Source organism: Dorea formicigenerans (assembly GCF_025150245.1).
Classification (GTDB): Bacteria; Bacillota; Clostridia; order Lachnospirales; family Lachnospiraceae; genus Dorea; species Dorea formicigenerans.
Map to the genome: position 1 here is coordinate 1,373,706 of NZ_CP102279.1, position 22,558 is coordinate 1,396,263.

The following is a 22,558-nucleotide window of genomic DNA, read 5'->3' on the forward strand; positions in this document are numbered from 1 at the left end:
AGATGAGTGAACAGACAAAAACATGGAATAAATATATCCACAAAGTACAGAATTACGAAACAGATCAGATGGGAATCGTACATCATTCCAATTATATCCGCTGGTTTGAGGAAGCAAGATGCGACCTTTTAGATTATATGGGCGTCGGATTTGCAGATCTGGAGAAACAGGGGATAATCAGTCCGATTCTTTCGGTGGAAGCGGATTATCTGAGAATGGTCTATTACGGAGATACGGTCAGTATTGACGCATACATTAAGGAATATAATGGAATAAAACTAACCGTTGGATATGAAGTTAAGGACGATAGAACAGGAATGGTTCATTGTCGTGGAACAAGCAAGCATTGTTTCATAGATAAGACAGGAAGACCACTGGTACTTCGAAAGTCTTTCCCGGAACTCAATGAAGCATTTGAGGCTGGGGTAAAGATACATAAAGAAAACAAAAAAGCATTAATAAAGAAGAGAGAGGATAAATAGCATGAAGATCACATTAAAAGACGGCTCTGTAAAAGAGTATGAACACAGCATGTCAGTTATCGACATTGCAAAAGATTTAAGCGAAGGACTTGCAAGAGTTGCAACATCAGGAAGAGTCAATGGAGAACTGGTAGATCTGCGTACAGTTGTAGATTCTGACAGTGAAGTAGAAATCCTGACATTTGATAATGAGGAGGGAAAAGGAGCATTTTTCCATACAACATCTCATATCATGGCTCAGGCAATCAAGAGACTCTATCCGGAGACAAAACTTGCGATTGGACCTTCCATCGAAAATGGATTTTATTATGATTTGGATCGTGAGACGCCATTTGTGGCAGAAGATCTTGAAAAAATCGAGAAAGAGATGAAGAAGATTGTTAAAGAAGATCTTGAAATCACAAGATTTACGAAGCCAAGAGATGAGGCTATCGCTTACTTCAAAGAGAAGGATGAGCCTTACAAAGTAGAATTGATCGAGGATCTTCCGGAAGATGCAGAAATCAGTTTCTATCAGCAGGGTGAGTTCGTTGATTTATGTGCAGGCCCACATCTGATGACAACAAAGCCGGTAAAAGCAATCAAGCTTACAAGTCTTGCAGGTGCTTACTGGAGAGGAAATGAAAAGAACAAGATGCTTACAAGAATTTATGGTATTTCTTATCCTAAGAAAGCACAGCTTGATGAGTATCTTACAATGTTGGAAGAAGCTAAAAAACGTGATCACAGAAAACTCGGTAAAGAGCTTGGACTCTTTATGATGTGTGAAGAAGGACCGGGATTCCCGTTCTTCCTTCCAAAGGGAATGGTTCTTAAGAATACACTGCTTGATTACTGGAGAGAACTTCACAAAAAAGCAGGTTATGTAGAAGTATCTACCCCAATTATCTTAAGCAGACATCTTTGGGAGACATCCGGACACTGGGATCACTATAAAGAGAACATGTACACAACACAGATCGACGGAGAAGACTATGCTATTAAACCAATGAACTGTCCAGGTGGAATGCTTGTGTATAAAGCAGAGCCACGTTCATACAAAGACCTTCCACTTCGTGTCGGTGAGCTTGGTTTAGTACATCGTCATGAAAAATCCGGTCAGTTACATGGACTGATGCGTGTACGTTGCTTCACACAGGACGATGCACATATCTTTATGATGCCAGAGCAGATTCGTGACGAGATCAAAGGTGTTGTAGCATTGATCGATGAGGTATACAGCCTGTTCGGATTTAAATATCATGTAGAACTTTCTACACGTCCGGAAAACAGTATGGGAACGGACGAAGACTGGGAGCTTGCTACAGAAGGACTTCGTGGTGCGTTAAATGACCTTGGACTTGATTATGTAGTCAATGAAGGCGACGGAGCATTTTACGGACCGAAGATTGACTTCCATCTGACAGACTCTATTGGCAGAACATGGCAGTGTGGAACAATTCAGTTAGATATGCAGCTTCCACAGAGATTTGAACTTGAGTACACAGGAGCTGACGGAGAGAAACATCGTCCGATCATGATCCACCGTGTAGCATTCGGTTCTATTGAGCGATTCATTGGAATCCTGATTGAACATTTCGCAGGAGCATTCCCGACATGGTTAGCTCCGGTACAGGTAAAAGTACTTCCGATCTCTGATAAATATATGGATTACGCCAATAAAGTTCTTGATGAGTTAAATGCAGCAGGTGTTCGTGCTGAGGTCGACTCCAGAGCAGAGAAGATTGGATACAAGATTCGTGAGGCTCAGATGCAGAAGATACCATACATGCTTGTTGTAGGTGAAAAAGAGCAGGAAGCAGATCTCGTATCAGTAAGAAGCCGTTTTGCAGGAGATGAAGGACAGAAGAATCTGGAAACATTTATTGCAGATATTCAGAAAGAGATTGCTGACAGAGTAAAACGAGAAGTTGTAAAAGAAGACGAAAAATAAAATAATAAGAATATTTTTGCGGCGTGAGGGCATAATAAGCTATGTTATTAAATAAAGGAGGTAGCATTATGCCAGAATTAAAATGTACAGTACAGACATGTCTGCATAACCAGAATTATTATTGTGATCTTGATAGTATCAAAGTAGGTGGAAGCTCTGCAAAACATGCACAGGATACATGCTGTGACAGCTTTGAAGAGAGAAAAGATGGAAACAGTTACAGTAATACTATGAAAGAGGCATCTCCAAAGAGTGAGATTGACTGTAAGGCTACAGAATGTATGTACAATGAACAGTGTCACTGTCATGCCGGAAAAATCAGTGTGGAAGGCGGAAATGCCCGTCGATGTCAGGAGACAGAATGCGCAACATTTAGTTGTGGCTGTCATTAGCTAAAAATGAATATATGTGATTAGAAAAAGAGAGGCAAGTCCTCTCTTTTTTGTATGTTTTCTTTAGAATTTCTTCAAAGTTTCGCAGTTGACGGGGTATATTTCTGAGGGTATAATAATTATACATGCTTAGGAAAGAAGAGAAGAATATGGGGAATATAGAAATTAAAACTCGAGAAGAAAAAAAACAACGTGAAAAAGCCTATTACGAGGAAGCGCCACAGATTGGAGGACGCAGACCATCCAGAATACGGCAGCAGATCAACCGGGGAATGACAGTATTTGTAATTGTTGCAGCCTGTATTCTGTTTTATTTTGCGCTTTTAAGATTAGGACATATTTCGGATGTGATTTTTAAAATTATAGATGTATTAAAACCGGTATTGTACGGGTGTGTTATTGCATATCTCTTAAATCCGATTGTAAAAAGGGTAGATGCATTTTTGATTCCCAAGCTTCAGGAACGCATGAAAAAGCCGGAGAATGCTGAAAAGGTATCCAGAAGTGTCGGCATCTTCGTATCGTTAATCATATTAATTGTGTTGATTACGGTATTATTAAATATGCTGATACCGGAACTCTACAGCAGTATCCGTAATATGGTACTGACATTGCCAAAACAGGTCAATGATGCACTGGATAAGATTAATTCTATCCAACTGGAAGACAGTACAACAGTTGCTATTTTGAAAAATGCGCTGGAAGAAGGAACGACAATGTTGACAAATTGGCTGCGTACTGATCTGATGACGCAGGTGAACAGTCTGATGTCGAACCTGACAGTCGGAATCTTCAATGTTATCAGTGAAGTTTTTAACATGCTGATTGGTGTAATTGTATCTGTTTACATACTTTATAGTAAAGAAATATTTGCACGACAGTGTAAGAAAGCGGTTTATGCATTGTTCCGTGCAGATCGTGCCAATATGGTCCTTCATATTACAACAAAAAGTAATGAGATCTTCGGAGGATTTGTGATCGGCAAGATTCTGGATTCAGCAATTATCGGTCTGTTGTGCTTTATTGGCCTGACAATTCTGAATATGCCATATACAATGTTGGTAAGTGTGATTGTAGGAGTGACAAATGTAATTCCGTTTTTTGGGCCATATATCGGAGCGATTCCAAGTACGATATTGATCGCATTGGAAGATCCAATGAAAGGAGTTTATTTCCTAATATTTATTTTGGTTTTACAACAGTTTGACGGGAATATTCTGGGACCGAAGATTCTTGGAAACTCTACCGGACTGTCAGCATTCTGGGTCGTAACATCTATTTTACTCGGTGGCGGATTGTTTGGCTTTGTCGGTATGGTTATGGGAGTCCCGACATTTGCAGTCATCTATTATATTGTAGATATGATTCTGGATAATAAGTTAAAGAAAAAGAAACTACCTGTCCGGTCAGATTCATATGACGAATGGAGTTATGTGGATTCTTCGGGAGAGTATATCCATTCAGAAGAGATTAAGAGTAAAGCAGAGGAAAAATAAAAGAAAAGCAGAAGGGAGCATAAATTATGCCAATTCGTGTACAAAATGACCTTCCGGTAAAAGAGATACTGGAAAAAGAAAATATATTTGTGATGGATGAACATCGTGCAACACATCAGGATATCCGTCTGATAAAAATTGGACTTCTGAATCTGATGCCGCTTAAGGAGGATACAGAACTGCAGATTTTACGATCCTTGTCCAATACACCGCTTCAGATTGATGTAACATTTGTGGCTGTATCCAGTCATGAATCTAAGAATACATCGTCCAGCCATCTGAATAAATTTTACGAGAAATTTTCAGATATAAAAGATCAGAAATTTGATGGATTTATCATTACCGGAGCACCGGTAGAACAAATACCATTCGAAGAAGTGGATTACTGGAAAGAGTTAGAAGAGATTATGGAGTGGACCAAGACACATGTTATGTCTACCATCCATCTGTGCTGGGGAGCTCAGGCAGGATTGTATTATCATTATGGAATTCAGAAAGAACAGTTAGATCATAAATTATTTGGAGTGTTCAGACATCGTGTCCTAAACCGTAGAATTCCACTTGTACGTGGATTTGATGATGTGTTCTATGCGCCGCATTCCAGGCATACAGATGTGCCGATTGAGAAGCTGCGTGCGGATGACAGAATTACAATCCTGGCAGAATCTGATGAAGCAGGAGCATTTCTGTCTATGGCAAAGGATGGACGTCAGATTTTTGTGATGGGGCATCCGGAGTATGACCGCATGACACTGGATCAGGAGTATAAGAGAGATCTTTCAAAAGGACTTCCGATTGATATACCGAAGAATTATTATCCAGATGATAATCCGGACAACCGCCCGCTTCTGACATGGCGTGCACAGGCGAACAATCTTTATACAAACTGGCTGAATTACTACGTTTATCAGGTAACACCGTATGACCTGGACGGAACACCGGATCTGGAGGCATTTACGCAGTTTCAGAAGGCTTCACTGGAAGAAGAGAATTAATATAATTTTATGCATTTTCGTGTATTTTATTCCATTTGTGGAGACAATCCAAAAATGTATGGAGACAAAATAAAAGGACAAGCTCCGATTAAATTAAATGAATGGAATCATAAGAGAGGGAATGACAGAAATGCCATTCCCTTTCATAATATAAGATTTATTTTTTGTTATATAGTAGTGTTTTGATGGACAACATTCATAATAGCATCGTACTTATCAAACATTGAGAAAGCCTCCTTCATCATTAATTTGAAATGCAAAATCCGTGGTTTCATACTGAGTTTTTAATTGTGACAGATACTGGGATAAAAGTGCATCTGTCAAAGTCAGGAGAAGAGATTATTGATTCGAAATACAAGCAAGAAAAGAAGAACAGCATTATTACATTTCCTGGTGATTCGTTGGTTGTGTAATTATGATATGGATTCTGTTTCAGATATTGCCTTTACAACCTATCATAATTATAGTAAAATTATATCATAATAAATGGAGGTGATATGATGATTATTAAAGCATCAACAGCGTTGAGAAATGATTATGCTGGAATATCCAATCTTGCGAAAGAGACGAATGAGCCGATTTATATTACAAAGAATGGTGACGGTGATTTGGTTGTTATGAATATAGAAGCATTTGAGAAAAGAGAGCAGATGCTGAAATTAAGAGAGAGAGTTTTGAAAGCAGAGCAGGAGCGTATCGAAGGACAGCCAACCATGAGTGTTTCAGAAGCAAGAAGACGATTGAGAGAACGAGCAAATGAAGTATAATGTAGAGATCCTCCCAGCAGCATGGGAAGATTTAAAGAAGATTGAAGATTGGTATTTAATCAATTTTGATGTGGAGACAGCAATAAAAGTCAGTGACCATATTTTAGACGGAATCGAAAGGTTAGGGGACTTTCCGGATTCTGGATCAAGGGCATCTGATGATTGGCTGAACGAACAAGGCTATAGAATGGTGATAAGCGGTAAACATGTGTCGATTTACAGAGTAATCAAGGACACAGTATATATTTATCACATTGCGGATACGAGAACTGAATATACGAAGTTATTCAAATAAGGAAGGTCTTCCAGTGGGCATACTGGAAGGCATTCTTTATGCATAAAATATGAAAGACCTGGATGGAACACCGGATTTGGAGGCATTTACGCAGTTTCAGAAGGATTCTGCGGAAGAAGATAAAGAATATGTTAAAAACTAAAATTTGCCATAATTAAAGGAAAAATATTGCATAAGTATAGATGGTGAGATTATAATAAATGTATATGAAGAGAAGAAATGAGCTGTGAAGTTGATAAATTATAAGAAGTAAATTTGCAATCTATCAAAGATTGATGAAAAAGGCTGTCATGGTGCACCGGACTGGATTATTGAAATTGCATCCCCGAGTAGTGAGAGAATGGATTATGTTGTAAAACAATTTAAATATCGGACTGCTGGAGTGCGTAAATATTGGGTGATTGATAAGCCGTTACAGAAGGTCACGGTATTCGATTTTGAAAATGACAAGTTTAGAAACTATGACGTAGAAAATGAGAGTGTGGTAAATCCACACTCTCGTTGTATTATAAATAGAAAATCGTAAAAATAATAGATAGTAGATTGTTACCCGTAAGAACAATGAAAATGTTGTTATGATGCCTGAGGAAGTGTACAATAACTTAATGGAAAATATTCATGTTATGGGAAATAAGGAGACGATTGAGAGAACGGGCAAATGAAATATAAAGTAGAAGTTATTGTTTGATGGAATATACTTTTGTGCAGAAGAAACAAGCGTAAAGGTATAGTAACTTATAGGCTTTTTTTTGCGGTGAAATGCCAAAATATATTGAAAAACACCTTCGGTTAGACTATAATATAATTATTGATGGAGGTGTATAGATGTTTAAAATTAATCCATATAGACCTGGTGCTGGTCTGAAACCAATGTACATTGCAGGTAGGGATGAAGACATTGAAAGCGTCGAGCAAATATTTGAAGCGTTAACAATGAATGTTCCTGTACAGTCAATCATATATAGTGGACTGCGTGGGGTTGGAAAAACTGTTTTGATAAATAAGTTAGAAGAAATTGCAAATGAAAAAGAAATATTTTGTAGACATATAGAAGTAGAAGAGAGGAATGATTTTATCTCTCAATTGGCTGAGTGCGCACAGGCTTTTTTGCGAACAGTAAGTGCAAAAGAAAAGTTTAAACATCTGATAAAAAAGCCATTGGACGCAATAAAATCGTTAGTTGTTTCTTTTAATCCGAATGATACTACATTCTCTTTATCTGTTCAAGACCGAGAATTGTACGTATCAAATAACTTGACGCAAAGTTTGACAGATGTCTTTACTACGATAGGTGAGACGGCTTTAAAAACAGAAACACCGATTTGTTTTTTTATTGATGAAATACAATATATGAAGCAAGAACAGTTGGGATCATTAATTGCGGCGTTGCATAGAACAAATCAATTAGGGTACCCTGTTATGATTATAGGTGCCGGGCTCCCGAAGATATATAAAATGCTTTCTGATGAAAAATCATATTCAGAGAGATTATTTATGTACAAACAAATTGGTTCATTATCATTAGAACAGTCAAAAAAGGCAATAGAAGAACCAGCTAAAAAATTCAAGGTAGAGTATACGGAAGAAGCAATAGAAAAAATTGCGGATATTACAAAGGGATATCCATTTTTTATTCAGCAGTTATGTAAAATAGTTTATCAAAATACAGATGAGGATTTGATAGAAATATCAGATGTTGAAAATTGTATTGATGAATTTTTGAAAACTTTGGATGAAGGATTCTTTAGAGCTCGATATGAAAGATGCGCTGAGAGTGATAAAAAATTTGTTTTTGCAATGGTAAAATGCGGAGAATTACCTTGTACAATCTCAAATGTTGCACATAATCTTGGAAAAGAGGTTTACTCAATATCTACGACAAGAGCACAATTAATCAGCAAAGGAATAATTTATCCAGTAAGATATAAGGAACTTGATTTTACAGTTCCGGAATTTTCCGGGTACATTCAAAGACTTGATGAATATAAAAAATGGAATAATCAATAATAGTAAACACTCATTTAAAGAGTGCCTGGATATGCTGGCAGATGGAAGCTGTTTATTATGAACTTTATCCTGATATAATGATTATGCTGATGAAAGAACGGCATAGACAACTGAATACAAGAAAGAGACGGAAGCTTCAGTAGTTAAGAAAAAACTACTGAGGCTTTTTTCTTTTTAAAATTACTTTTTACATACATTTAACATTTGACTTAACATAGATTTTACGAAGATACGTTACACTGATTTTGATAATGAGGAGGAACATGTAATGACAAGAAAAAAATGGTCATTTTTATTTACAGTCTGTCTGATGACTGCTTTAATTGGCTGCGGACAGAAAAACTCTCAGGTAGATAAAAATAATAGTGAAGAACTTAATAAACTCGGGCAAATTCAGGTGATTTCCAGAGAAGAAGGCTCAGGGACAAGAGATACATTTGCTTCGCTTGCAGGATTTAATAAAGACGGAGCTGATGGTATAGACAAAACAGTGAATACAGCTACCATTGCTGACAGTATGGACTCAGTCATTGAAACTGTGAATAAAAATCCATCTGCGATCGGTTATGTGTCAGCGGGAACTACCGGGATTGGTGGTGTAAAGACTTTGGAAATCAATGGAGAAGCGGTTTCTGATAATAAGGGGAAATATCCGCTGACTCGTTCGTTCTATCTTGCCTACAGTGGAACACTTAATGATGTGGAACAGGATTTTATGACATATGTTCAAAGTGCAGGACAGGAAATTGTAAGTGGGCATTATGAAACAATTGCGAAGAATGCGACATTTTTATCGAACCAGTCAGAAGGAACAATACGAATCGAAGGTTCAACATCAATGGCTGCACTGATGAAGGAAATCGCAGATGCATATATGAAGATTAATACACATGCAACTATTCAAGTTACGGCAACGGATTCTACAAAGGGTCTGAACAGTGTTATGTCAGGAAATTGTGACATGGCAATGTCATCAAGAGATTTAAAAGATTATGAAAAAGAACTTTTGAACTATAATACGGTGGCAAAAGACAAAATTGCAGTGATTGTAAACCAGAAAAATCCACTATCTGATATCACATTATATATGCTGAAAAGTATATATACCGGTGGAGTTAAGAACTGGGAAGACTTACAGTAAGTAGTGTATGAAAAAGAGAAAGAGGAGAATTCGAAGATGAATGAAAAGTTACAGATTGTATTTGGCCTGCTAGGTGGTCTTGCAATATTTTTGTATGGTATGAATATGATGAGCGAATGTCTGCAGAAGGCAGCAGGAGAGAAAATGAAGACGATTCTTGCATTACTCACAAAGAATCCGATCCTTGGTGTTTTGGCAGGTGCACTTACAACAGCAGTGCTTCAGAGCAGTAGTGCAACGACAGTTATGGCAATTGGTTTTGTCAGTGCAGGACTTATGAATCTGCCACAGGCAATTTCGATTATATTAGGTGCAAATATCGGTACGACAATGACAGCTCAGATTATCGCATTTAAGCTGAGTGATTATATTTACATCATTATATTTATTGGATTTATTATTTCGTTTATTGTAAAATCAGAAAGAGCAAAGAGTATCGGACAGACTATTTTTGCATTTGGTTTATTGTTCCTTGGAATTGAGACTATGGGAAGTGTTATGAAGCCATTGGCATCCAGTCCGTTTTTCGTAGACTTAATTGCAAAAGTTGCAGATATGCCGGTGCTTGGTGTTGTAGTTGGAACGATGATGACGCTGGTTGTACAGAGTAGTAGTGCGACCATCGCAGTACTGCAGAATTTTGCATCGCAGGCAGGTCCGGATGGTGTAACCAGTATTCTGGGCCTGACCGGTGCAATCCCGATTCTTTTAGGAGACAATATCGGAACAACGATTACGGCACTTCTTGCCAGTGTCGGACAGCCAAGAGATGCCAAGAGAACTGCGGTTGCACACTGTATTTTTAACCTGTCCGGTGCACTGATTTTTATCTGGCTTATCAAACCATTCGCATATGTGATCCAGATGATCTCACCTAAGGGACCGGAGGTTCAGGTGATTTCCCGACAGATTGCAAATGCACATACAAGCTTTAATATTGTGATGACATTGATCTGGATTCCACTGATCTGGCTGATGGTGAAGATTGTGATGAAAGTCATTCCGGACGCAAAGACAAGTGAAAAGAGAGAGCCTTCACGTCCGCAGTTTCTTGATGATAAACTGATCGGACAACCGACAGTTGCACTGAGCCTTGCGAGAAAAGAGATTACAAGATGCAGTGAGATGGCAGGTGAAACACTCCAGAAATTGATCAGTCTTGTGAAAGGGGAAACCAATGAACAACTGGAAGAAGTGCTGGAACAAGGACATGATGTAGGAAAATTAACAGAGCAGATCAATGAGTATCTGACAAATATGTTTTCTTCCGGTTCCCTGACAGAGAAGCAGACTACCCAGACAGCAGGGCTTATGTATATGCTTGGAGATGTAGACCGCGTCAATGGTCTGAGTATGGAGATTGCAGAATCTGTCCGTGAGAAGAAAGAACAGAAGTACAAATACTCCAAAGAAGCCATGCGTGATCTGACGAAGAGTCTGGAGCAGATTCAGGGTATGTACCGGGAGGCAATTCAGGTACTTATGACGGGCAGTACAGAGAATGCAAAAAAAATTGTGAAGAAAAAAGAAAAGGTTCTGGATCTCACCATACATATGGGGAAATCCCATGTCGAGCGTGTAGGAAAGGGAAAATGTTCCAGTAAGTTGACGGTACCGTTTAACCATGTTCTTCAGAATATCGGAAGAATGGGAAACTGTTGTGTAAATATTGCAGATGCTGTACTTGCGCAGTCTGATTTAAATGAATTTACAGCATTTGTAAAGGAGGAAAATTAAGTAAAATGACAAATGAAACGATATTTATGAATCGGGAATTATCCTGGCTGAAATTCAATGAAAGAGTGTTGGAAGAAGCAGAAAGTGAGAAAAATCCGCTCTGTGAACGGCTGACATTTGCATCAATTTACCAGAGTAATCTAGATGAATTTTTCATGGTGCGTGTAGGATCTTTGATCGATCAGATGATTGTTTCGAAAAATGTAAAAGACAATAAAACTGGAATGACAGCAAAAGAACAGATTCAGGCAATCCTGGCACGGGTCGCAAAGCTGAATCGCAGAAAAGATACAGTCTATGAAAATCTGATGGATGAAGTTGCACAGGCAGGGATTCGCCTTGTGGATTTCCGTAAAATTGGCAAAAAAGAAGGAAAATATCTGGAACAGTATTTTGATGCAGAGATTGCCCCGCTCATTTCTCCAATTGTTGTCGGAAAAAGACAGCCGTTTCCATTTTTGAAAAATAAAGGTATCTATGCAGTTGTCGTACTGGAGAAGAAAAACGGAAAAGAAAAACTTGGAATTATTCCGTGTAATTCCGGTGTATTCCCGAGACTTGTGCAGGTGCCGGGGGAAGAAGAAACTTACATGCTGGCAGAAGAGCTGATCCTCCACTTCATTTCGAAAGTATTCAAAGGTTATTTTGTGAAGGCAAAATCTCTGATCCGCGTAACGAGAAATGCAGATATAGATGCAGATGCGTTGTATGATGAAGATCTGGATTACCGCGATTTTATGGAAGTAATCATCAAGAAAAGAAAGCGTCTGCTTCCGGTAAGAGTGGAGTTTTCCAGAGAACTGGATGGAGATATCGTGGATAAGATCTGCGAGTATCTGGATCTGGATGGCAAATATGTATTCCGTGGAAGTTCACCACTTGATCTGTCCTTTGTATTCCAGATCCAGGACAGCCTGCGCAATCATCCGGAATTGTTCTATGAGAAACGAGTGCCTCAGAAATCTACACAGATTGACAGCAAAAGATCGATTCTGGAGCAGATCAAGGAGAAAGATAAATTATTGTCTTATCCATATGAGAGTATACGTCCGTTTCTGGATATGCTTTCTGAGGCTGCAAATGACGATGAAGTTGTATCAATCAAGATGACACTGTATCGTGTCGCAAAGCAGAGCAAGGTCGTGGAAGCTTTGATTGATGCGGCGGAAAATGGAAAAGATGTATTGGTTCTTGTAGAGTTAAAAGCAAGATTTGATGAGGAAAATAATATTGAATGGTCAAGAAGACTGGAAGAGGCTGGTTGTACAGTCATATATGGTCTGGACGGCTATAAGGTTCATTCAAAATTGTGTCTGATCACAAAAAAGACGAATGGAAAAATCGAGTATTATACACAAATTGGTACTGGAAATTATAATGAGAAGACAGCAAGACTGTACACAGATCTGTCTCTTATGACGTATGATCAGGAGATTGGTGAGGAGGCAGCAGCAATCTTCCAGGCGTTATTTATGGGAGAAACGGTTCAGGTCAGCAAAAAACTTCTGGTAGCGCCAAATTGTCTTCAGAACCGATTACTTGATATGATCGAGGAAGAGATTCGTCATGCAAAGAGAGGCGAAGAAGCTTATATCGGTGTGAAAATGAATTCTCTGACTGATAAAAAGCTGATGGATAAATTGATTGAGGCATCTCAGGCAGGCGTGGAGATAGAACTTATTGTACGTGGAATCTGCTGCCTTATCCCGGGAGTGGAAGGGTATACAGAAAACATCCGGGTCATCAGTATTGTAGGACGTTTTTTGGAACATTCCAGAATTTATATATTTGGAAAAGAAGAAAGACAGAAAATTTATATAGCATCTGCAGACTGGATGACAAGAAATACGGTACATAGAGTCGAAGTGGCGGCACCGGTGGAGAATCCGGATCTGAAGCTGCGTCTGAACGAGATGTTTATCACGATGCTCAGTGACAATGTACAGGCAAGAGAACTGAACAGCAGCGGAAAATATACGAGATTACAACCGGGAGAAGAGGCACCGCTTAATTCACAGGAGTTTTTCTATGAAAGTGCATATGAGGCTTTGGAAAATCAGGAGAAAAATAAGACTATTTTGCAATAGATATGAAAATTGATGTAAAATTGCAAAAAAAGAACTTGACAAAATAAGTTTAACACGTTAAAGTATAGAACATAAATAAAACAAATATTTATAGAAACCGTTGAGAAAGAGGAGTAGATAATCTGACGAAGTTTCAGAGAGCGGCAGGTGGTGTGATTGCCGTACTAAGTGGATGATCGAATGGACTTTCGAGGGCAGCCGGAAATTCTGAATGCAGAAGATTATGGTTTGTCGGGAACCGAACCCGTTATCAATCAGGAGTGTATGTTAGTACATGAGAAAAGTGGACATTATGTCAAGTTGAGTGGTACCGCGATAATAGATAATATTACCGCCTCAAACAGTTTGTTTGAGGCGGTTTTTTTGTATAATAGGAAATTGCATTTCCTATTATACAAAAAGCCTCCGGCAGGATGCGCACTCGCGCGAATAAGAATTATGCCGCAAGCGTCTCCGTATTCACTTCGGTCGTTGCTAGACGAGCGTCACTGGCGCTCAGCAACGCGCTCGGCGCGAGAATGTGCCAAGGCATATTCTTTGTTCTATCCAGATAAATCCCTCAGAACATTTTCTCTCCTAACAAGTGGTCAGTCGGCTGGCGATATGCAGACTGCAGACAGGAAAAATTTAAACAAAGAAAAGGAGACAAAATTATGAAGAAAAAATTAGTAGCAGGATTATTAACAGGAGCAATGATGGCAGCATTACTGACAGGATGTGCAGGATCCGGAAGCGACAAGAGCAGTGATGCAAAAGAAAGTTATACGATTGGAATTGAACAGTTTGCAGAGCATGGTTCCTTAGATAATTGCCGGGAGGGATTTTTACAGGGACTGGAAGAAGAAGGAATCAAAGAAGGAGATAACCTGAAAGTTGAGATGAAGAATGCAGCGGCAGATATGGGAACAGCAGGACAGATTTCTGATAGTTTTGTATCTGATAAAGTGGATCTGATCTGTGCAATTGCAACACCAAGTGCACAAAGCGCATACAACGCAGCAATGGATGCTGGAATTCCGGTCATTTATACAGCAGTTACAGATCCGGTTGCAGCAGAGCTTGCATCAGAAGATGGGACCCCGGCAGGAGAGGTGACAGGAACATCTGATAAACTTCCGGTAGAAGAGCAGCTTAAGATGATCCGTGAGATGCTTCCGCAGGCAAAGACGATCGGAATCATGTATACAACAAGTGAGGCAAATTCTGTATCAGCAATCAAAGAATATGAAGACCTTGTAGGTAAATATGATTTTGAACTTGTGACAAAAGGAATTACAACAACTGCAGATGTTTCTCTCGCAGCGGATGATCTTTTAAGTAAAGTAGACTGCATTACAAACCTGACAGATAATACAGTTGTTGCTTCTCTTCCAACGATACTTGAAAAAGCGAATGACAAGAAAATCCCGGTGTTCGGAAGTGAGATTGAGCAGGTAAAGATCGGATGCCTTGCAGCAGAGGGAATCGATTACATTTCTCTTGGAAAACAGACTGGTAAAATGGCAGCCCAGGTATTGAAGGGTGAGAAAAAAGCATCAGAACTTAATTTTGAGACGATTACAACTCCAGGATTCTATGTAAACAATAAAGTGGCAGAGAACCTTGGAATTACAGTTCCAACAGATCTTTCAGACAATGCAGTAGAAACATTTGACGAGATCACACAGAGCAAGTAAATGGAGGCATTTTCATGAATCTTATCGTAACTATATTAGAACAAGGTCTTATCTATGGAATTTTATCACTTGGACTTTATATTACATATAAAATACTGGATTTTCCGGATTTGACAGTAGACGGAAGTTTTCCACTGGGGGCGGCTGTAACAGCAGCCCTCATTACAAGAGGAGTGAATCCATATCTGACGCTTCCGGTGGCATTTGCAGCCGGTGTGCTGGCAGGTATCTGTACAGGGCTTATCCATGTAAAATGCAAAGTACGTGATCTTCTGTCAGGTATTATTATGATGACAGCCCTGTGGACCATGAATCTGTATATTGCAGGAACGGCAAATGTACCGCTGTTTTCACAGCAGAGTATTTTTAAAAATGATTTTATAAATGGACTTCCGACAGGAATAAAACCATATATGACTCTGATCCTGATTCTGGTTCTGACGATAATCTGTAAAATCCTTCTGGATCTTTATATGCAGACAAAATCAGGCTATCTGTTAAGAGCAGTAGGAGACAATCATGTGCTTGTAACTTCTCTTGCAAAAGACCAGGGAAATGTAAAGATTCTTGGACTTGCTATTTCAAATGGACTTGTCTCTCTGGCAGGCTGTGTATTTGCTCAGGAGGAGCGAGTGTTTGAGATTTCTATGGGAACAGGAGCAATGGTTATTGGACTTGCGAGTGTCATCATTGGAACGAGTATCTTTAAAAAGATTTCATTTGTGAAGACAACAACGGCAGTTCTGGTTGGCTCGATTATTTACAAAGCATGCGTGGCAGTGGCAATCCGTAACTTTGAGCCACAGGCAATGAAGCTTATTACAGCAATATTATTCCTGGTTGTTCTTGTAATCAGCATGGGTGGAAAGAAGAAGGTGAAAGGAAATGCTTGAATTAAAAGGAATTTCAAAGTATTATAATGTAGGATCCGTCAATGAGATGTGTCTTTTTCAGGATTTTAATCTGAATATTGAAAAAGGAGAATTCCTTTCCGTAGTCGGAAGCAATGGTTCCGGAAAGACTTCCATGTTGAATATTATCTGTGGAAGTATCCCGGTTGAGTCTGGACAGATTCTGATCGGGGATACAGATATTACAAAAGAAAAAGAATATAAGAGAAATAAAAGAATCGGCCGTGTTTATCAGAACCCGTCCATGGGCACGTGTCCAAGTATGACAATTCTGGAAAATATGGCACTGGCAGACAATAAAGGGAAATTATATGGTCTTGGACGTGGGACGAATAAAGCTCGGATAGAATATTACAGAGAGCAGCTTGCCCAGCTTGGTCTCGGACTGGAAGGTAAGATGGACGTGAAAGTCGGTTCTTTATCCGGAGGTCAGAGACAGGCAATGGCACTTTTAATGTCCACTATGACACCGATTGAATTTCTGATTCTTGATGAACACACAGCAGCACTGGATCCAAAGACGGCAGAGCTGATCATGCAGCTCACTGATAAGATTGTAAAAGAAAAACAATTGACAACGATTATGGTCACACACAATCTGCGCTATGCAGTAGAATATGGGAATCGCCTCGTGATGATGCATAATGGTCACATGATACTGGACAAAAAGGGCAAAGAGAAAGAAGATATGGCAATCGATGATATTCTTACCTTATTTAATGAAATCAGTATTGAATGTGGCAATTAATACGGGAGATTTCAAAAAAATGTAAGGAAAAAAAGGAGAACATATGATGGCAAAGAGAATCGCACAGTTTCACAAAGTAAGTTTTGAACAGTTCGCAGAAGGATTTCAGGACACCTTCGGAGAAATGAAAGAAGGGGAATTAAAGGAAATCTATCAGTCGATCAAGCTTCCGAAACGTGCAACGGCCGGATCTGCCGGATATGATTTCTATACACCGATCCCGATTGTGCTCGCACCAGGGAAAACAGTAAAGATTCCGACTGGAATCCGCGTGGAGATGCAGGAAAACTGGGTGTTAAAATGCTACCCGAGAAGCGGACTTGGATTTAAGTACCGTCTGCAGCTTAATAATACGGTAGGAATTATCGATAGCGATTATTTTTACTCAGACAATGAAGGACACATTTTTGCAAAACTTACGAATGATTCCAATGAAGGAAAGACTGTGGAACTGGAAGCAGGAAGTGGGTTTATGCAGGGAATCTTTGTGGAATATGGAATTACAATGGATGATGATGTAACAACTGTGAGAAATGGCGGGTTCGGAAGTACATCCCAGAGATAATTAGAAGGATTACTGAAAAAATGTCAGGGCATCAAGTATGATACTGCAAGTTTCAGACATACTATTATCATAGATTTTGACTTATTATTACTTTTCAAGATATACCGATTAACAGATGAAACAACGAAAAGAAAATGTAAGTAGAATTTTAGAAGATGAGGGTAAATGTATGGCTGACAAGACAAAAGTTTTTTCAAAAAGAGATAAAAATGTAGACTATATGAATCAGATGCTGCCGGTAGAAGACAGTTTTGATATCGTTCAAAGGGATATACAGATTGGAGGAAAAGACGCTACATTTTACTTTATAGATGGTTTTACGAAAGATGAGTCTATGTTAAAAATCATGGACTCTTTTTTTAATATCAAAGAGGGAGATATGCCAAAGGACGCAGCGGCGTTCGCAACGACCTGCATTCCCTATGTGGAAGTGGACGTGATCGGGGATTTTGATCAGATTTTCCGGAATCTTTTGTCAGGAGTCACGTGTTTGTTCATTGACGGATATCAGGCTTGCCTTGCCATCGACTGCAGAACATATCCGGCGAGAAGTGTGGATGAACCGGACAAGGATAAATCTCTTCGTGGTTCCAGGGACGGGTTTGTGGAGACAATTGTATTTAATACCGCTCTCATGCGGCGGCGTATCCGTGACCGGCATCTTGTTATGAAAATGCTGGAGGTTGGAGAAAGTTCCAGAACGGATGTGGCACTTTGTTATATGGATGACCGGGTAGATCAGGAACTTTTAAAGAATTTAAATTACCGGATCCGGGATATCAAAGTGGATGATCTTCGCATGAATCAGCAAAGTCTGGCAGAGTGCCTGTTTAAACGGAAATGGTACAATCCATTCCCGAAATTTAAATTTACAGAGCGGCCGGATACCGCGGCTGCCTGTCTGCTGGAAGGGAAAGTCGTAATCCTGGTGGACAATTCACCGTCTGCAATGATTCTGCCAACGTCAATTCTGGATATTATTGAAGAAGCAAATGATTATTATTTTCCGACGTTGACGGGCATGTATTTGAAAATATCCCGGGCGCTTATTACATTTCTGACCATCTTTCTGACACCAGTGTTTTTGTTATTTATGCAGAATTTGAGCTGGCTGCCGAAAATTTTTGCATTTGTGGCGGTAAAAGATACCGTTAACATTCCGCTTATTTTTCAGCTTTTGATGCTGGAAGTAGCTATTGATGGTCTGAGGCTTGCAGCGCTGAACACCCCGAGCATGCTTAGTACGCCTTTGAGTGTGATTGCCGGTCTTGTTATGGGAGAGTTCTCCGTGAAGTCCGGATGGTTTAACGCAGAAGTTATGCTGTACATGGCATTTGTGGCAGTTGCGAACTATACGCAGCCTAATTTTGAGCTTGGATATGCGTTAAAATTTATGAGACTGGAATTACTGGTACTGACTGCGGTATTTAACTGGATTGGATTTCTGGCAGGAACGGTGATTGTGATCTGCAGCATCTGCTTTAACAAAACGCTGTCCGGACGGAGTTATTTGAATATCAGATTGAATTAAAACATTAGAATTGTGTGAAATATCCTCCAGCAGGCTTGCAGAGGTGCACAGTAGAAGTATGCCATGCAATTGTATGACGCGCACCTCGCAGCAAGAATGCCGAGGCATTCTTGAAGTTAATAGCAAATATAAGAAAAATTTTGCAACCTTCCTATAAACATGGTATGATATTGCATAGGTGAGTATAGCATTTATACACTGCCAAAAAGCGGTTATATAAGGAGGACTTGCGATGAGCGACTATATCATTACTGTAAACAGTACCGTAGATACAACGAGAGAATGGCTGGCCGAGAGAGGCGTGCCGTATATTCCGTTGAAATATACAATTGATGGACAGACATATTCGGATATGGAAGGTCTGTCTTCAAAAGAATTCTTTGACAAATTAAGAGAAGGAAAAATGTCTACTACTTCCCAGATCAATCCGGACGAAGCACGTGAGGCGTTGGAGCCATATCTGAAAGAAGGAAAGGATATTTTGCATCTTTCATTTTCATCTGGATTAAGTGGAACATGCAACAGTATGAAAATTGCGGCAGAGGAACTTCAAGAGGAGTATCCAGAACGTAAGATTATTGTAATTGATACACTGTGTGCATGTCTGGGAGAGGCGTTACTTCTATATTATGTATTAAAACAAAAGGAAAACGGGGCAACGATTGAGGAGGCTGCAAAGTGGGCAGAAGAGAATAAGCTTCATATTTGCCATGATGTAACAGTGGATGATCTGAATCATCTGCATAGAGGCGGACGTGTGTCCAAGACAAGTGCTGTGCTTGGAACAATGGTACAGATTAAACCAATCATTATTATGGATGATAATGGATGTCTGAAAGTAGTTGGCAAAGAGCGTGGCAGAAAGAAGTCTCTGAACAAGATCGTAGACATGGCCGCAAAGCAGGCAGAGGGATATGAAAATGAGATCATAATGATCACACATGGTGATTGCCCGGAAGATGCAGAGTATGTTGCAAAAAGAGTTCAGGAAAAAATGGGAATCCAGAACATTTATATTAACAATATCGGAACTGTTATCGGAGGACATACCGGTCCGGGTGTTGTAGCAGTATTCTGTATGGGAGATAAAAGAGAAGTAAAGCTGTAAGGTCAGCATAGGAAAGTGTTGAAATGTCAAAAAGTCAAAAATATTTCAGGAAAAGTCAAAAAAGTTGTTGACACTACAGGATTGATGTGTTAATCTATCACTTGTGTGAAACAAAAACAAAGTAGAGTATCCACTCTCACCATAGCACAATCGGGTGACTATTGGTCAGATATTGAGCTGATAACCATAATAGGATTATGATGCAGATATATAAGTGGATAGTCTCGAACTATTCACTTATTTTATTTTTATGATGGGGGTGCACGACAATTAGCGATTTAATGATTAACGGACAGATCAGAGACAAAGAGGTAAGAGTAATTGCAGAGAACGGAGATCAGTTAGGTGTAATGCCGGTTAAGGAAGCCATGAAACTGGCTCAGGAAGCTGAATTAGATCTGGTCAAGATTGCTCCAAAGGCTCAGCCACCTGTATGCAAGATTATCGACTATGGTAAATACAGATATGAGCTTGCAAGAAAAGAAAAAGAGGCTAAGAAGAAGCAGAAAACCGTTGAGGTGAAAGAAGTAAGAATTTCACCTAACATTGATACCAACGACCTGAACACGAAGGTAAACAATGCAAAGAAATTTATCGCAAAAGGAAACAAAGTAAAAGTTACATTACGTTTCCGTGGTCGTGAGATGGCACATATGCAGCAGAGCAAGCATATTCTTGACGATTTTGCCGAGATGCTGGCAGAGGTTGCAGTAGTAGAGAAGCCGGCCAAACTGGAAGGTAGAAGTATGAGCATGGTTTTAACTGAAAAACGTTAAAAATAATTACATGTAATTTCATTAAAGGAGGAACTATATCATGCCAAAAATTAAAACAAGCAGAGCAGCAGCAAAGCGCTTCAAAAAGACAGGTACAGGAAAATTAAAAAGAAATAAAGCTTACAAGAGCCATATCTTAACAAAGAAGTCTACTAAGAGAAAGAGAAACTTAAGACACGCTACAATCGCAGACGAGACAAACGTAAAGAACATGAAGAAAATCTTACCATATTTATAAGATTTTCAGCAGATAGATTGAAGGAGGAAAATAAGACATGGCAAGAATTAAAGGCGGACTTAACGCTAAAAAGAAACACAATAGAACTTTAAAATTAGCAAAAGGATACAGAGGAGCACGTTCTAAACAGTACAGAGTTGCAAAACAGTCTGTAATGAGAGCTCTTACATCCTCATATGCAGGAAGAAAACAGCGCAAACGTCAGATGCGTCAGCTCTGGATCGCTCGTATCAACGCAGCAGCCAGATTAAATGGACTTTCCTACAGCAAGATGATGCACGGACTTAAAGTTGCTGGTGTAGATATCAACAGAAAGATGCTTGCAGAGATGGCTGTTAATGATGCAGAAGGATTTGCAACACTTGCAGAGCTTGCTAAAAGCAAAATCGCTTAATTAAATTAAGAATACTTATTTGAATAAGAATAAATCAGAGAACAAGATGTATATATTTTGTTCTCTTTTTTTGTTTTTTTTATCTACAACTGCACTTGCATTATTCACAAAGATTATATAATATAGAAAACAGAGAGCAAAATGTCGAAAAAAGTATTGGAGGGTTATAGATTATGAAGATATTAGTCGTAATTGACATGCAGAATGATTTTATTGACGGTGCGCTTGGAACAAAAGAAGCTCAGGCGATTGTGCCAAAAGTGGCAGAGAAGATCAAGAACTTTGACGGAAAGGTGTTCTATACCCGTGATACACACGATGAAAAATATCTGGAGACACAGGAAGGAAAGAATCTTCTGGTTAAACATTGTATCCGAGGTACAGATGGATGGAAACTGACTCCGGAAATTGATGTACTCTGTGAAGGAGATATTTTAAATAAATCATCATTTGGAAGTATTGAACTTGGATTTAAGCTGAATGATTACAGAAGTAATCTTCGTGTCATTAAGAATGAAAGAGTGGAGAGTATTACACTGATTGGTGTCTGTACAGATATTTGTGTGATCTCTAATGCAATGATTCTTAAAGCCTTCTTCCCGGATAAACCGATTATCGTTGATGCAGCATGCTGTGCCGGATCAACACCAGAAGGCCATAAGAATGCACTGGCAGTCATGAAGACATGTCAGATTCAGATTGAAAATGAGGAATAAAATTATTCAGGATAGATCAATCTTTCATCAGTAATATCGTTCAGGACTTCGGCCAGATACTTTTTCGCAAGGTATTTGGCCATTCCTAAATTCTGATCCAGATAGTTGCCACAGTCACGGGCAGCAGCACCAGGAATATCGCCTTCGAATTCAGCGATAAATGTAAACATGCGCTGCATCAGTGGAACGATGTCGCGAGACTTATATTCGCCTGCAAGTACAAGGTAGAAACCAGTACGACAGCCCATAGGTCCGAAGTAGATGTCTTTTTCACCGAATTCCGGATCGTTTCTGAGGAATGTTGCGCCAAGGTGTTCAATGGTGTGCATCTCTGCAGTGTTCATAACAGGTTCGCGGTTCGGGGCAGTCATACGAAGGTCAAAAGTTGTAACCGGATTGCCTGCAACATAATCTACGCGAGATACGTAGACGCCAGGTAACAGTTTCAGATGATTTATGGTGAAACTTGTGATTTTTTTCATAATAAAATACTCCTTTTCATTCTGATTTATTGTATTGGAACATTAGAATATGCATCAATACAATAATACCAGTATAACATT

24 protein-coding genes and 1 other annotated feature are annotated in these 22,558 nt (G+C 39.3%); of the genes, 23 read left to right on the top strand and 1 reads right to left on the bottom strand.

Going from position 1 to position 22,558, the window contains the following annotated elements:
• The first annotated feature begins 2 nt into the window (after window positions 1-2).
• The 23 genes from NQ560_RS06755 (at window position 3) to NQ560_RS06865 (ending at window position 21,995) form a co-directional block, all read left to right on the top strand.
• The gene (locus tag NQ560_RS06755; protein WP_005333087.1) at window positions 3-482 is read left to right on the top strand and encodes an acyl-CoA thioesterase; all 480 of its coding nucleotides are present in this window, start codon (window positions 3-5) and stop codon (window positions 480-482) included.
• Between the two features lies 1 nt (window position 483).
• Window positions 484-2,415: a threonine--tRNA ligase gene (gene thrS, locus NQ560_RS06760; protein WP_005333086.1), complete on the top strand. Its 1,932-nt coding sequence runs from the start codon at window positions 484-486 to the stop codon at window positions 2,413-2,415.
• Between the two features lie 68 nt (window positions 2,416-2,483).
• Window positions 2,484-2,807: a DUF1540 domain-containing protein gene (locus NQ560_RS06765; RefSeq protein WP_022279077.1), complete on the top strand. Its 324-nt coding sequence runs from the start codon at window positions 2,484-2,486 to the stop codon at window positions 2,805-2,807.
• A 149-nt stretch (window positions 2,808-2,956) separates the two neighbouring features.
• Entirely contained in the window at window positions 2,957-4,303 is a 1,347-nt protein-coding gene (locus tag NQ560_RS06770; protein ID WP_117606728.1) for an AI-2E family transporter, read from the top strand.
• Window positions 4,304-4,329: 26 nt separating this feature from the next.
• Window positions 4,330-5,298 carry a homoserine O-acetyltransferase MetA gene (metA, locus tag NQ560_RS06775; protein ID WP_005333083.1) on the top strand — a complete coding sequence of 323 codons (969 nt, stop codon included), beginning with the start codon at window positions 4,330-4,332 and terminating at the stop codon, window positions 5,296-5,298.
• A gap of 342 nt (window positions 5,299-5,640) precedes the next feature.
• Entirely contained in the window at window positions 5,641-5,781 is a 141-nt protein-coding gene (locus NQ560_RS06780; protein ID WP_005333080.1) for a hypothetical protein, read from the top strand.
• A gap of 17 nt (window positions 5,782-5,798) precedes the next feature.
• A complete protein-coding gene (locus tag NQ560_RS06785; protein WP_040015472.1) occupies window positions 5,799-6,065 on the top strand; it encodes a type II toxin-antitoxin system prevent-host-death family antitoxin in 267 nt (88 codons plus the stop codon).
• Window positions 6,055-6,360 (top strand): type II toxin-antitoxin system RelE/ParE family toxin, encoded by a 306-nt coding sequence (locus NQ560_RS06790; RefSeq protein WP_005333078.1) that lies wholly within the window; start codon window positions 6,055-6,057, stop codon window positions 6,358-6,360. The genes NQ560_RS06785 and NQ560_RS06790 overlap by 11 nt, the downstream gene beginning before the upstream one ends.
• Before the next feature lie 271 nt (window positions 6,361-6,631).
• Window positions 6,632-6,886 carry a Uma2 family endonuclease gene (locus NQ560_RS06795; RefSeq protein WP_330413014.1) on the top strand — a complete coding sequence of 85 codons (255 nt, stop codon included), beginning with the start codon at window positions 6,632-6,634 and terminating at the stop codon, window positions 6,884-6,886.
• 299 nt (window positions 6,887-7,185) lie between these two features.
• The gene (locus NQ560_RS06800; protein ID WP_005333075.1) at window positions 7,186-8,367 is read left to right on the top strand and encodes an ATP-binding protein; all 1,182 of its coding nucleotides are present in this window, start codon (window positions 7,186-7,188) and stop codon (window positions 8,365-8,367) included.
• Window positions 8,368-8,635: 268 nt separating this feature from the next.
• Window positions 8,636-9,508: a substrate-binding domain-containing protein gene (locus NQ560_RS06805; RefSeq protein ID WP_040015471.1), complete on the top strand. Its 873-nt coding sequence runs from the start codon at window positions 8,636-8,638 to the stop codon at window positions 9,506-9,508.
• 36 nt (window positions 9,509-9,544) lie between these two features.
• Window positions 9,545-11,245 (top strand): Na/Pi cotransporter family protein, encoded by a 1,701-nt coding sequence (locus NQ560_RS06810; protein ID WP_040015470.1) that lies wholly within the window; start codon window positions 9,545-9,547, stop codon window positions 11,243-11,245.
• Between the two features lie 5 nt (window positions 11,246-11,250).
• Entirely contained in the window at window positions 11,251-13,332 is a 2,082-nt protein-coding gene (gene ppk1, locus NQ560_RS06815) for a polyphosphate kinase 1 (protein ID WP_005333072.1), read from the top strand.
• A gap of 91 nt (window positions 13,333-13,423) precedes the next feature.
• Window positions 13,424-13,674 (top strand) — a binding site (T-box leader).
• A gap of 311 nt (window positions 13,675-13,985) precedes the next feature.
• Window positions 13,986-15,008, top strand: coding sequence for an ABC transporter substrate-binding protein (locus NQ560_RS06820; RefSeq protein WP_117606724.1), 1,023 nt, complete (start codon window positions 13,986-13,988; stop codon window positions 15,006-15,008).
• Between the two features lie 14 nt (window positions 15,009-15,022).
• Complete coding sequence (locus NQ560_RS06825; protein WP_005333065.1) at window positions 15,023-15,901, top strand: ABC transporter permease; 879 nt, start codon at window positions 15,023-15,025, stop codon at window positions 15,899-15,901.
• Window positions 15,894-16,667 (top strand): ABC transporter ATP-binding protein, encoded by a 774-nt coding sequence (locus NQ560_RS06830; protein WP_005333063.1) that lies wholly within the window; start codon window positions 15,894-15,896, stop codon window positions 16,665-16,667. Before NQ560_RS06825 ends, NQ560_RS06830 begins: the two co-directional genes overlap by 8 nt.
• A gap of 46 nt (window positions 16,668-16,713) precedes the next feature.
• A complete protein-coding gene (locus NQ560_RS06835) occupies window positions 16,714-17,232 on the top strand; it encodes a dCTP deaminase/dUTPase family protein (RefSeq protein ID WP_029731653.1) in 519 nt (172 codons plus the stop codon).
• Window positions 17,233-17,401: 169 nt separating this feature from the next.
• Window positions 17,402-18,763: a spore germination protein gene (locus NQ560_RS06840; protein WP_040015469.1), complete on the top strand. Its 1,362-nt coding sequence runs from the start codon at window positions 17,402-17,404 to the stop codon at window positions 18,761-18,763.
• A gap of 232 nt (window positions 18,764-18,995) precedes the next feature.
• Complete coding sequence (locus NQ560_RS06845) at window positions 18,996-19,871, top strand: DegV family protein (protein WP_005333056.1); 876 nt, start codon at window positions 18,996-18,998, stop codon at window positions 19,869-19,871.
• Window positions 19,872-20,152: 281 nt separating this feature from the next.
• Complete coding sequence (infC, locus tag NQ560_RS06850) at window positions 20,153-20,647, top strand: translation initiation factor IF-3 (RefSeq protein ID WP_005333055.1); 495 nt, start codon at window positions 20,153-20,155, stop codon at window positions 20,645-20,647.
• 40 nt (window positions 20,648-20,687) lie between these two features.
• Entirely contained in the window at window positions 20,688-20,885 is a 198-nt protein-coding gene (gene rpmI, locus NQ560_RS06855; protein WP_005333054.1) for a 50S ribosomal protein L35, read from the top strand.
• 37 nt (window positions 20,886-20,922) lie between these two features.
• Window positions 20,923-21,279 (top strand): 50S ribosomal protein L20, encoded by a 357-nt coding sequence (rplT, locus tag NQ560_RS06860; RefSeq protein ID WP_005333053.1) that lies wholly within the window; start codon window positions 20,923-20,925, stop codon window positions 21,277-21,279.
• Between the two features lie 173 nt (window positions 21,280-21,452).
• Window positions 21,453-21,995, top strand: coding sequence for a cysteine hydrolase family protein (locus tag NQ560_RS06865; RefSeq protein WP_005333050.1), 543 nt, complete (start codon window positions 21,453-21,455; stop codon window positions 21,993-21,995).
• A gap of 2 nt (window positions 21,996-21,997) precedes the next feature.
• Here the strand turns inward: NQ560_RS06865 and NQ560_RS06870 are convergent, their stop codons facing one another.
• Window positions 21,998-22,477: an S-ribosylhomocysteine lyase gene (locus NQ560_RS06870; RefSeq protein ID WP_005333049.1), complete on the bottom strand. Its 480-nt coding sequence runs from the start codon at window positions 22,475-22,477 to the stop codon at window positions 21,998-22,000.
• Window positions 22,478-22,558 lie beyond the last annotated feature (81 nt).

Excerpts from the sequence above, each read along its gene's own strand:
- NQ560_RS06755 (WP_005333087.1), top strand. The coding sequence starts at position 3 with ATGAGTGAACAGACAAAAACATGGAATAAATATATCCACAAAGTACAG.
- thrS (WP_005333086.1), top strand. The coding sequence starts at position 484 with ATGAAGATCACATTAAAAGACGGCTCTGTAAAAGAGTATGAACACAGC.
- NQ560_RS06765 (WP_022279077.1), top strand. The coding sequence starts at position 2,484 with ATGCCAGAATTAAAATGTACAGTACAGACATGTCTGCATAACCAGAAT.
- NQ560_RS06770 (WP_117606728.1), top strand. The coding sequence starts at position 2,957 with ATGGGGAATATAGAAATTAAAACTCGAGAAGAAAAAAAACAACGTGAA.
- metA (WP_005333083.1), top strand. The coding sequence starts at position 4,330 with ATGCCAATTCGTGTACAAAATGACCTTCCGGTAAAAGAGATACTGGAA.
- NQ560_RS06785 (WP_040015472.1), top strand. The coding sequence starts at position 5,799 with ATGATTATTAAAGCATCAACAGCGTTGAGAAATGATTATGCTGGAATA.
- NQ560_RS06790 (WP_005333078.1), top strand. The coding sequence starts at position 6,055 with ATGAAGTATAATGTAGAGATCCTCCCAGCAGCATGGGAAGATTTAAAG.
- NQ560_RS06800 (WP_005333075.1), top strand. The coding sequence starts at position 7,186 with ATGTTTAAAATTAATCCATATAGACCTGGTGCTGGTCTGAAACCAATG.
- NQ560_RS06805 (WP_040015471.1), top strand. The coding sequence starts at position 8,636 with ATGACAAGAAAAAAATGGTCATTTTTATTTACAGTCTGTCTGATGACT.
- NQ560_RS06810 (WP_040015470.1), top strand. The coding sequence starts at position 9,545 with ATGAATGAAAAGTTACAGATTGTATTTGGCCTGCTAGGTGGTCTTGCA.
- ppk1 (WP_005333072.1), top strand. The coding sequence starts at position 11,251 with ATGACAAATGAAACGATATTTATGAATCGGGAATTATCCTGGCTGAAA.
- NQ560_RS06820 (WP_117606724.1), top strand. The coding sequence starts at position 13,986 with ATGAAGAAAAAATTAGTAGCAGGATTATTAACAGGAGCAATGATGGCA.
- NQ560_RS06825 (WP_005333065.1), top strand. The coding sequence starts at position 15,023 with ATGAATCTTATCGTAACTATATTAGAACAAGGTCTTATCTATGGAATT.
- NQ560_RS06830 (WP_005333063.1), top strand. The coding sequence starts at position 15,894 with ATGCTTGAATTAAAAGGAATTTCAAAGTATTATAATGTAGGATCCGTC.
- NQ560_RS06835 (WP_029731653.1), top strand. The coding sequence starts at position 16,714 with ATGGCAAAGAGAATCGCACAGTTTCACAAAGTAAGTTTTGAACAGTTC.
- NQ560_RS06840 (WP_040015469.1), top strand. The coding sequence starts at position 17,402 with ATGGCTGACAAGACAAAAGTTTTTTCAAAAAGAGATAAAAATGTAGAC.
- NQ560_RS06845 (WP_005333056.1), top strand. The coding sequence starts at position 18,996 with ATGAGCGACTATATCATTACTGTAAACAGTACCGTAGATACAACGAGA.
- infC (WP_005333055.1), top strand. The coding sequence starts at position 20,153 with ATGATTAACGGACAGATCAGAGACAAAGAGGTAAGAGTAATTGCAGAG.
- rpmI (WP_005333054.1), top strand. The coding sequence starts at position 20,688 with ATGCCAAAAATTAAAACAAGCAGAGCAGCAGCAAAGCGCTTCAAAAAG.
- rplT (WP_005333053.1), top strand. The coding sequence starts at position 20,923 with ATGGCAAGAATTAAAGGCGGACTTAACGCTAAAAAGAAACACAATAGA.
- NQ560_RS06865 (WP_005333050.1), top strand. The coding sequence starts at position 21,453 with ATGAAGATATTAGTCGTAATTGACATGCAGAATGATTTTATTGACGGT.
- NQ560_RS06870 (WP_005333049.1), bottom strand. The coding sequence starts at position 22,477 with ATGAAAAAAATCACAAGTTTCACCATAAATCATCTGAAACTGTTACCT.